This is a genomic window from Vibrio sp. 661 (genome assembly GCF_033339315.1).
Lineage (GTDB): Bacteria > Pseudomonadota > Gammaproteobacteria > Enterobacterales > Vibrionaceae > Vibrio > Vibrio alginolyticus.
The window spans coordinates 227,196-234,062 of record NZ_JAWOUJ010000006.1 but is presented as its reverse complement, the minus strand read 5'-3'; the positions used below and the strand labels follow the sequence as shown (position 1 = coordinate 234,062).

At 43.3% G+C, this 6,867-nt stretch carries 4 protein-coding genes; 2 read left to right on the top strand and 2 right to left on the bottom strand.

Translation table 11 applies throughout. The features are described 5' to 3' along the window. Positions 1-214: 214 nt before the first annotated feature. Positions 215-1,780 carry an arylsulfatase gene (locus R7P69_RS13850; protein WP_005385681.1) on the bottom strand — a complete coding sequence of 522 codons (1,566 nt, stop codon included), beginning with the start codon at positions 1,778-1,780 and terminating at the stop codon, positions 215-217. 388 nt (positions 1,781-2,168) lie between these two features. Here R7P69_RS13850 and R7P69_RS13845 point away from each other — a divergent pair, with 388 nt between their 5' ends. Then, entirely contained in the window at positions 2,169-4,499 is a 2,331-nt protein-coding gene (locus R7P69_RS13845; protein ID WP_213885336.1) for a tetratricopeptide repeat protein, read from the top strand. A gap of 46 nt (positions 4,500-4,545) precedes the next feature. Here R7P69_RS13845 and R7P69_RS13840 read toward each other — a convergent pair whose 3' ends face one another. Next, positions 4,546-5,274 (bottom strand): formylglycine-generating enzyme family protein, encoded by a 729-nt coding sequence (locus tag R7P69_RS13840; protein WP_373920819.1) that lies wholly within the window; start codon positions 5,272-5,274, stop codon positions 4,546-4,548. Between the two features lie 238 nt (positions 5,275-5,512). On the opposite strand from R7P69_RS13840, the gene R7P69_RS13835 reads away from it, so the two are divergent. Further along, positions 5,513-6,838, top strand: coding sequence for an anaerobic sulfatase maturase (locus R7P69_RS13835; RefSeq protein ID WP_213961774.1), 1,326 nt, complete (start codon positions 5,513-5,515; stop codon positions 6,836-6,838). Positions 6,839-6,867: the final 29 nt, after the last annotated feature.

Here is a 6,867-nt window from a genome sequence, read left to right as displayed (position 1 = left end):
ATTGGCGCTGGACTAAACAAAGGCCCCCTTTTAGGGGGCTCACACAAAGCCACCTTCTTTAGAAGGTGGTAATTTACTTTTCAGTTTGTACTCACAATGCCCACTTTGTATAGGCTAAACAGGCGATTTAAGTAAGTTCCTATGTGGCGATACACATAAGCCAGCAGAATGGTCTGCTGGCTTAATGTTACTGATTAACTAACGTTAACTTAGTTTACTTAAACTTGCTGATTTCTTGTTCAACTTTGTCTAGTTGTTGCAGCTTCTCTTGCATTTTTAGAGAGTCGTAGTTTAGTGAAGCAGGGTTCATCGCTGTGCCACGTTGCATTGGGTATTCTGGAAGTGTTTTAAAGAACTCTCCCACAACGTCTTGTACAGGTACAAATAGCCACATGTTGTCAGCCATCCAACGCAAGTACATTTGTGATTCGCTTGGGCCTTTTTCGAATGGGTCAGCACGTAGATGGATGATTTTAGGCCAGTTCGGAGCAAAACGAACTGCGTTACTTAGGTTCCCTTCAAGCGTTGCAAAGTGAAGTTTCCAGTCATTCCAGCGGACAGCGTTTAATTCACCATTAGACGTAAAGTAAAGCAGCGACTCACGAGGGCCTTTTTCTTCCTTACCTTCAAAGTATGGCATGAAGTTGTAACCATCTAAATGCACACGCCATTCTTTGCCATTTGCTTTGTAGCCTTCTGCTAGTTTTTCTTTTACATCAGGTACGCCAGCAGCTGCCAATAATGTAGGCAACCAGTCTTGGTGTGCCATCATTTCATTGATCTTGGTTCCTGGCTTAATGACGCCTGGCCAACGAACCAGTTGAGGAACACGCATACCGCCTTCCCAAGTTGTACCCTTTTCACCATGGAATGGTGTTGCGCCACCATCTGGCCAAGTCATGGTTTCTGCGCCGTTGTCCGTTGAGTAGATAACGATAGTGTTGTCGGCAACACCTAGCTCATCCAGCTTGTCGAGTAAAACACCTACATGATCATCGTGTTCCAGCATACCATCGGCATAAATGCTTACACCTGATTTGCCTTGGTATTTTTCCTGCAAGCGAGTCCAAACGTGCATACGAGTGGCGTTATGCCAAATAAAGAAGGGTTTATCCGCTTTAACTGCTTTTTCCATAAATGCCAAAGAGCTTTCTAGGAACTCTTCATCTGCGTGCTCCATACGTTTTCGTGTCATCGGGCCAGTGTCTTCAATCTTACCGTCGACATAAGACTTAATGACACCACGAGGGCCATAGTTTTTACGAAACTCTGGGTCTTTAGGGTAGTAATAAGTTTCAGGTTCTTCTTCTGCGTTTAGGTGATATAAGTTACCGAAGAATTCGTCAAAGCCGTGTTTTGTCGGTAAGTGCTTATCTTGGTCACCTAAGTGGTTTTTACCAAATTGACCCGTCATGTAACCTTGTTCTTTTAACAGGTCTGCAATGGTTGGCGCCCAATCAGGTATGCCGTGGTCAGAGCCTGGCATACCAATTGTTAACAAACCCGTACGAAATGGCTCTTCACCCGTAATAAAGGCAGCGCGACCAGCAGTACAAGACTGTTGTCCGTAGTGATCTGTGAACAACGCACCTTCATTCGCGATACGGTCGATGTTTGGCGTTTTGTAACTCATCATACCTTGGTTGTATGCGCTGATATTCCAGTAGCCGATATCGTCACCAAAAATTGCCAGAATATTCGGTTTGTCGGCTGCCATAGCAGCACTGGACGCCGCTAACAGTCCTGCGCCTACAGCGATTTTGCTCAATTGATTTGCCATAAAAACTCCAGATTGTTGAGAGTAAAGATAAGCACAAGTGAGCCTTATGCTTAGTTGCTGCATAAGTTAATGATGTATATAGAAAAATCCTCTTATACTCGATATAACCATAAGTTATTGATAGGTAGTAACCATTTGTTAATTAAGAAGAAATAGGGTTGTCCTGTTAGTTTGTAGAGATTCGTAAAGTAGATTTAGATCACTGAAGAGCCTTATTTTTATTGCGTAGTAGAAGAGGGGATGGAAATGAAAAACAATAGGATGCTCGCTTGTTTTACGGTCCTAAAGCAATACTAAAGTCGTTATGTATTGCTTGTAATTATTTGTATAACCAGTGATTTAGTGTCTATATTGATTTAGGTTGTACATTATAAATATAAGGATATCTATGAGTCAGTGGGCAGGCCGGTTTCGCATTTTATTGCTGGTCAACGTTGTTGTCAGTTTTATGGCTTTTTCTCAAGAGTTATTAACAGAGAAACCAAATATTCCTTCAGGCTTAAATCCAGAATATGCTGGCACACAAGCTTGTATAGATTGCCACCAAAACGAGGTAGCGGCCTGGAAAGGGTCACATCATGATATGGCCATGAAGCATGCAAGTACAACCTCTGTACGTGGTGATTTTGATAACCATGTTGTAACGCACAAAGGAATGCCTAATCGTTTTTTTAAAAAAGGCGACGAATTTTGGGTCAATATTCAAGGTGCTGACGGGCAATGGCATGACTATAAGATCAGCTATACATTTGGCTGGGAGCCATTACAGCAGTACATGGTCGAGTTTGAAGATGGCCGCGTGCAGCTTATTCCTTTTGCTTGGGATACAAGAGCTAAAGTTGAAGGGGGACAGCGTTGGTTTCATCTTTATCCAGAAACGACAACAACGGATGAATTCTATTGGACCAATACCGGGCAAAATTGGAACTTCATGTGTGCTGATTGCCATTCAACGAACCTAAAGAAGAATTACGACGCTGACAAAAACACTTACAACAGCTCATGGTCAGAGATTAATGTGGGATGCGAAGCATGCCATGGTCCCGCTAGTCAGCACATAGAACTGGCCAAGAAATACAAAAATGCTGGCACTTCTTTTGAGCATGACAGCCATTATGGCTTTGATCGAAATTTGTCTAAAGCAGTGTCGGATTGGGTGTTTGAGGAAGGCCATAGTACGTTACAGCCGAAATCAATTGAAGCAACCAATCAAGTGCAAACATGCGCTCAATGCCATAGTCGCCGAACCCAGTTAAATGAAACAGGTGATCATGTTAAAGGTTCCTTTTTTGATAAATATCGCTTAAGTCTTATAACACCTGAACTCTACTATCATGATGGACAGATTTACGACGAAGATTATGTTTATGGTTCGTTTCTTCAATCTGAAATGGCGGAGAAGGGGGTCACGTGCACTAATTGTCATGATCCACACACGGCAGAGTTAACGATCCCAGAAGAGGCAGTATGTTCGCAATGCCATATTGCATCGGAATATACACCTGAAAAGCATACCTTTCATAAGGCTGGATCTGAAGCATCGCAATGTACGACTTGTCACATGCCAGAAACGACTTACATGCAAGTCGATCCTCGTAGAGACCACAGTTGGCATATTCCACGACCGGATTTGAGCAAACATATTGGAACGCCCAATGTTTGCATGTCATGCCATGAAGATAAAAGCAATCAATGGGCCGATGAACAGATAGCAGAATGGTACCCGAATTCGAAGTATCGTAATCAGCAACATTTTGCTGTCGCATTTTATGCGGATTCAATTGGTCATCAAGGAGCAGCAAATGCGTTGGCATACTCTGCTCAGGATTCGTCGTTAAAAGACATTATTCGTGCTTCAGCCCTGGAGAGAATGGGGGGCAATACTGACCAAAATACAACAGTATCTTTGGCTAGGGCCGTTAAGAATGAAAATGAAATGGTTCGATTAGGGGCAATTTCAGGCTCGTCTGGTTATGAATTTCATGATCGGTGGCGGATTCTAGAGCCATTGCTTGGTGACCCGGTGCTTTCAGTGAGAGCGGAAGCTGCCTCGGTGCTGGTAGCGAACTACGCACAAATGACCCCTTTACAAAAAGATATCATTAAATCGCCTTTAGAAGAGTACATGGAAATTCAAGGGTTTAATGCCGATCGTGGTTTCGGAAGAACCAATTTGGCGAATGTGTACCGCAGCTTAGGTGAAATCGACAAAGCGGCCGAGCTGTATAAACAAGCGATCAGCATCGAACCCTATTTCGAAAATAGCTACGTTAACCTAGCAGATTTGTATCGTCACCTAGGTAAAGAAGAAGCTGCGCTCACGGTGCTACAACAAGGGATGAAAGCTCAACCTAAATCCAGCACATTACCATACAGCGCAGGTCTTTCTTTGTTACGTCAAGGCAAAGCCGATGATGCGAAAAAGCTACTTAGACGCGCCGCAGAAGTTGGTGAAACTAATGCGCATTATTGGTACGTGTACGGTCTAGCTTTAGAAAAAAGCGATGTTCTAGAAGCCAGTAAAGCGTTGCATACAGCATTTGAAGTCGGTGGCAATCCACAACACTTGTTTGCTCAATGCGAGGTTCTAGCGAGAAATCATAAAAAAGGTGCTGTCGCTTTTGCTTTCGATAGGTGCATACAAGAGCTTAGTCACTATGCACCTAAGCAAGCTATTGATCAGCTTAAAGCCTCTATTGTTGGGGTCAATAGGAGCTAATTACCAAAAGTGGAGCTTTTATCGCTCCACTTTTTTCTTACTTAGTTTAATCAGCGTCTTTCGCTAATCTCAGCCCCATGTCGGACATGATGACTGACTGGCTAGCAAAATCGCGACGATAGTTTTCGGATTCGTCAGCATCATAGGCAAAGCTACCACCTCGTACAGACTTGTGTGCCAGGCTTTCTTTTTCATCTTTTGCGTTTACCGGATTATCACTTGGTGCTGATTTGTAATAGCCTTCATCAAACGCATCAATAACAAACTCACCAACATTACCCGTCATATCGTATAAGCCAAGCTCATTCGGTTTTTTCTGACCTACCTTGTGTGCCTTATTGTTTGAGTTACTGGCATACCAGGCAACGTCGTTAATATCATCAGACCCCGCGTAAGTGAATCCTTGACTTAGATTCCCCCCTTTCGCTGCAAACTCCCATTCTGCTTCGGTGGGTAAACGATAGTGCTCTCCCGTTTTTTCATTCAATTTCTTTATAAAATAATTGGCTTGTTGCCAGCTAATGTTATTTACGGGCGTATTTGGGTTTCTAAAATAGCTCAGAGAAGATCCTGTAACCGATTCGAATAACTCTTGGGTTACCTCAAATTTTGCCAAATAGAAATCATCCACGCGAACGGTGCGAGCCGGGCGCTCGGATTTATTTGCTGATGGATTATCCGAGCCCATCATAAATTGTCCACCTTCAATAAGAACCATATCTTGATCGATTTTTTGAGCAAGAGGGCTAGGTTGTGTTGTTGCACATCCAGTCATAATTAGCGAAATCGAAATAGTGGCACCAAGGTAAAGAGTATTACTTTTGGAATGCTTCATAGGGGAGCTCCATCAACATTTATGATCAAAAAATTTTATCAGGCAAGTCTATGAAAAACAGTTATACACACTATAACAAGCGCCACGAATAATTGAACATTATCATCACACTAGGCGATTAACTTAATGATTAGTCTTAACGCCGTTGGGCGCAGGCTAGCAACTAAGAAGGTGATGAATGCACATAACTCAAGGTCCGCAGTTCAATGGGAAAGCATCCAAGCGATTACATGTCATGGCGAAACCTATCGGTGCAGTGTGCAATATCGATTGCACCTATTGTTATTACCTAAGCAAACAAGATTTACTTGAGTACAAGCCAGGCTGCTCACCAGTCATGGATGAGGAAACGCTAGAGACCTATATCCGCCAATATATAGCGGGACAGAATACACCTGAAATCATTTTCTCTTGGCAGGGTGGTGAGCCGACAATGCTAGGTTTGGATTATTTCAAGACAATTGTTGAGCTACAGAATAAATACCGTCCCGATGGCATTACGATCTCCAATGATCTCCAGACTAATGGCACACTGCTTAACGATGAATGGTGTGAGTTTTTAAAGGCGAACAACTTTCTCGTCGGTTTAAGCATTGATGGCCCAGAAATGATGCACAACGCTTACCGAACAAACCGAGCTGGTAGAGGCACATTCCGGCAAGTTATGAATGCGGTTGAATTATTACATAAGCACGAAGTAAAGTTTGCTACGCTCACTTGTGTTAACAACTTGACCGGACGTAACCCACTTGAAGTGTACCGATTCTTGCGAGATGAAGTACGCTCCCCTCAAATGCAGTTTATTCCAATAGTTGAGCAGAAAACATTCAGAACAACCGCCCCTCAAACTTGGGAGCCAAACGAGCAACTAAAGCAAGGAGATAAACGGTTGATCCCAGGTCATAAAGATGCCGTTATTGAGCCTTTTTGCGTTGCGGATGAAGCATGGGGAAATTTTCTGATCGCGATTTTCAATGAATGGGTTTTACACGATATCGGCAACGTGTTTGTGCAGTACTTTGAAGCCAGTATCGAAACCTGGATGGGCAGAAAAAACCCACTGTGTACGTTAGGTGAAATCTGCGGGAAGGGCTTAGCAATGGAGCCTAATGGTGATGTGTTTGCGTGTGATCATTACGTGTACCCAGAATATAAGGTTGGAAACATTCATCACGAAAAGCTCGATACGCTCGCTTATAGCTCTGAGCAGCAGAAATTTGGGTTTGCTAAAAGTCGTACGCTGCCCCAACAGTGCCTTCAATGTGATTATCAATTTGCATGTTTTGGAGAATGTCCCAAAAACCGTTTTATCCGTACTAGGCAAGGTGAGCCTGGTCTTAATTATCTCTGCGCGGGTTGGAAGAAGTTTTTTACCCATGTTGATCAGTCGATGGCGTACATCTTACGAGCGACAGGTAACCCAGTGGTTCACGGTAAATACAGTGACCAGATTCTACGCCAGCAAGCTACTCAAACACAGACTGTGTTTGAAACGAAGTTTTAAGATAGTCACTACGCCTGCTACAGGCCCGG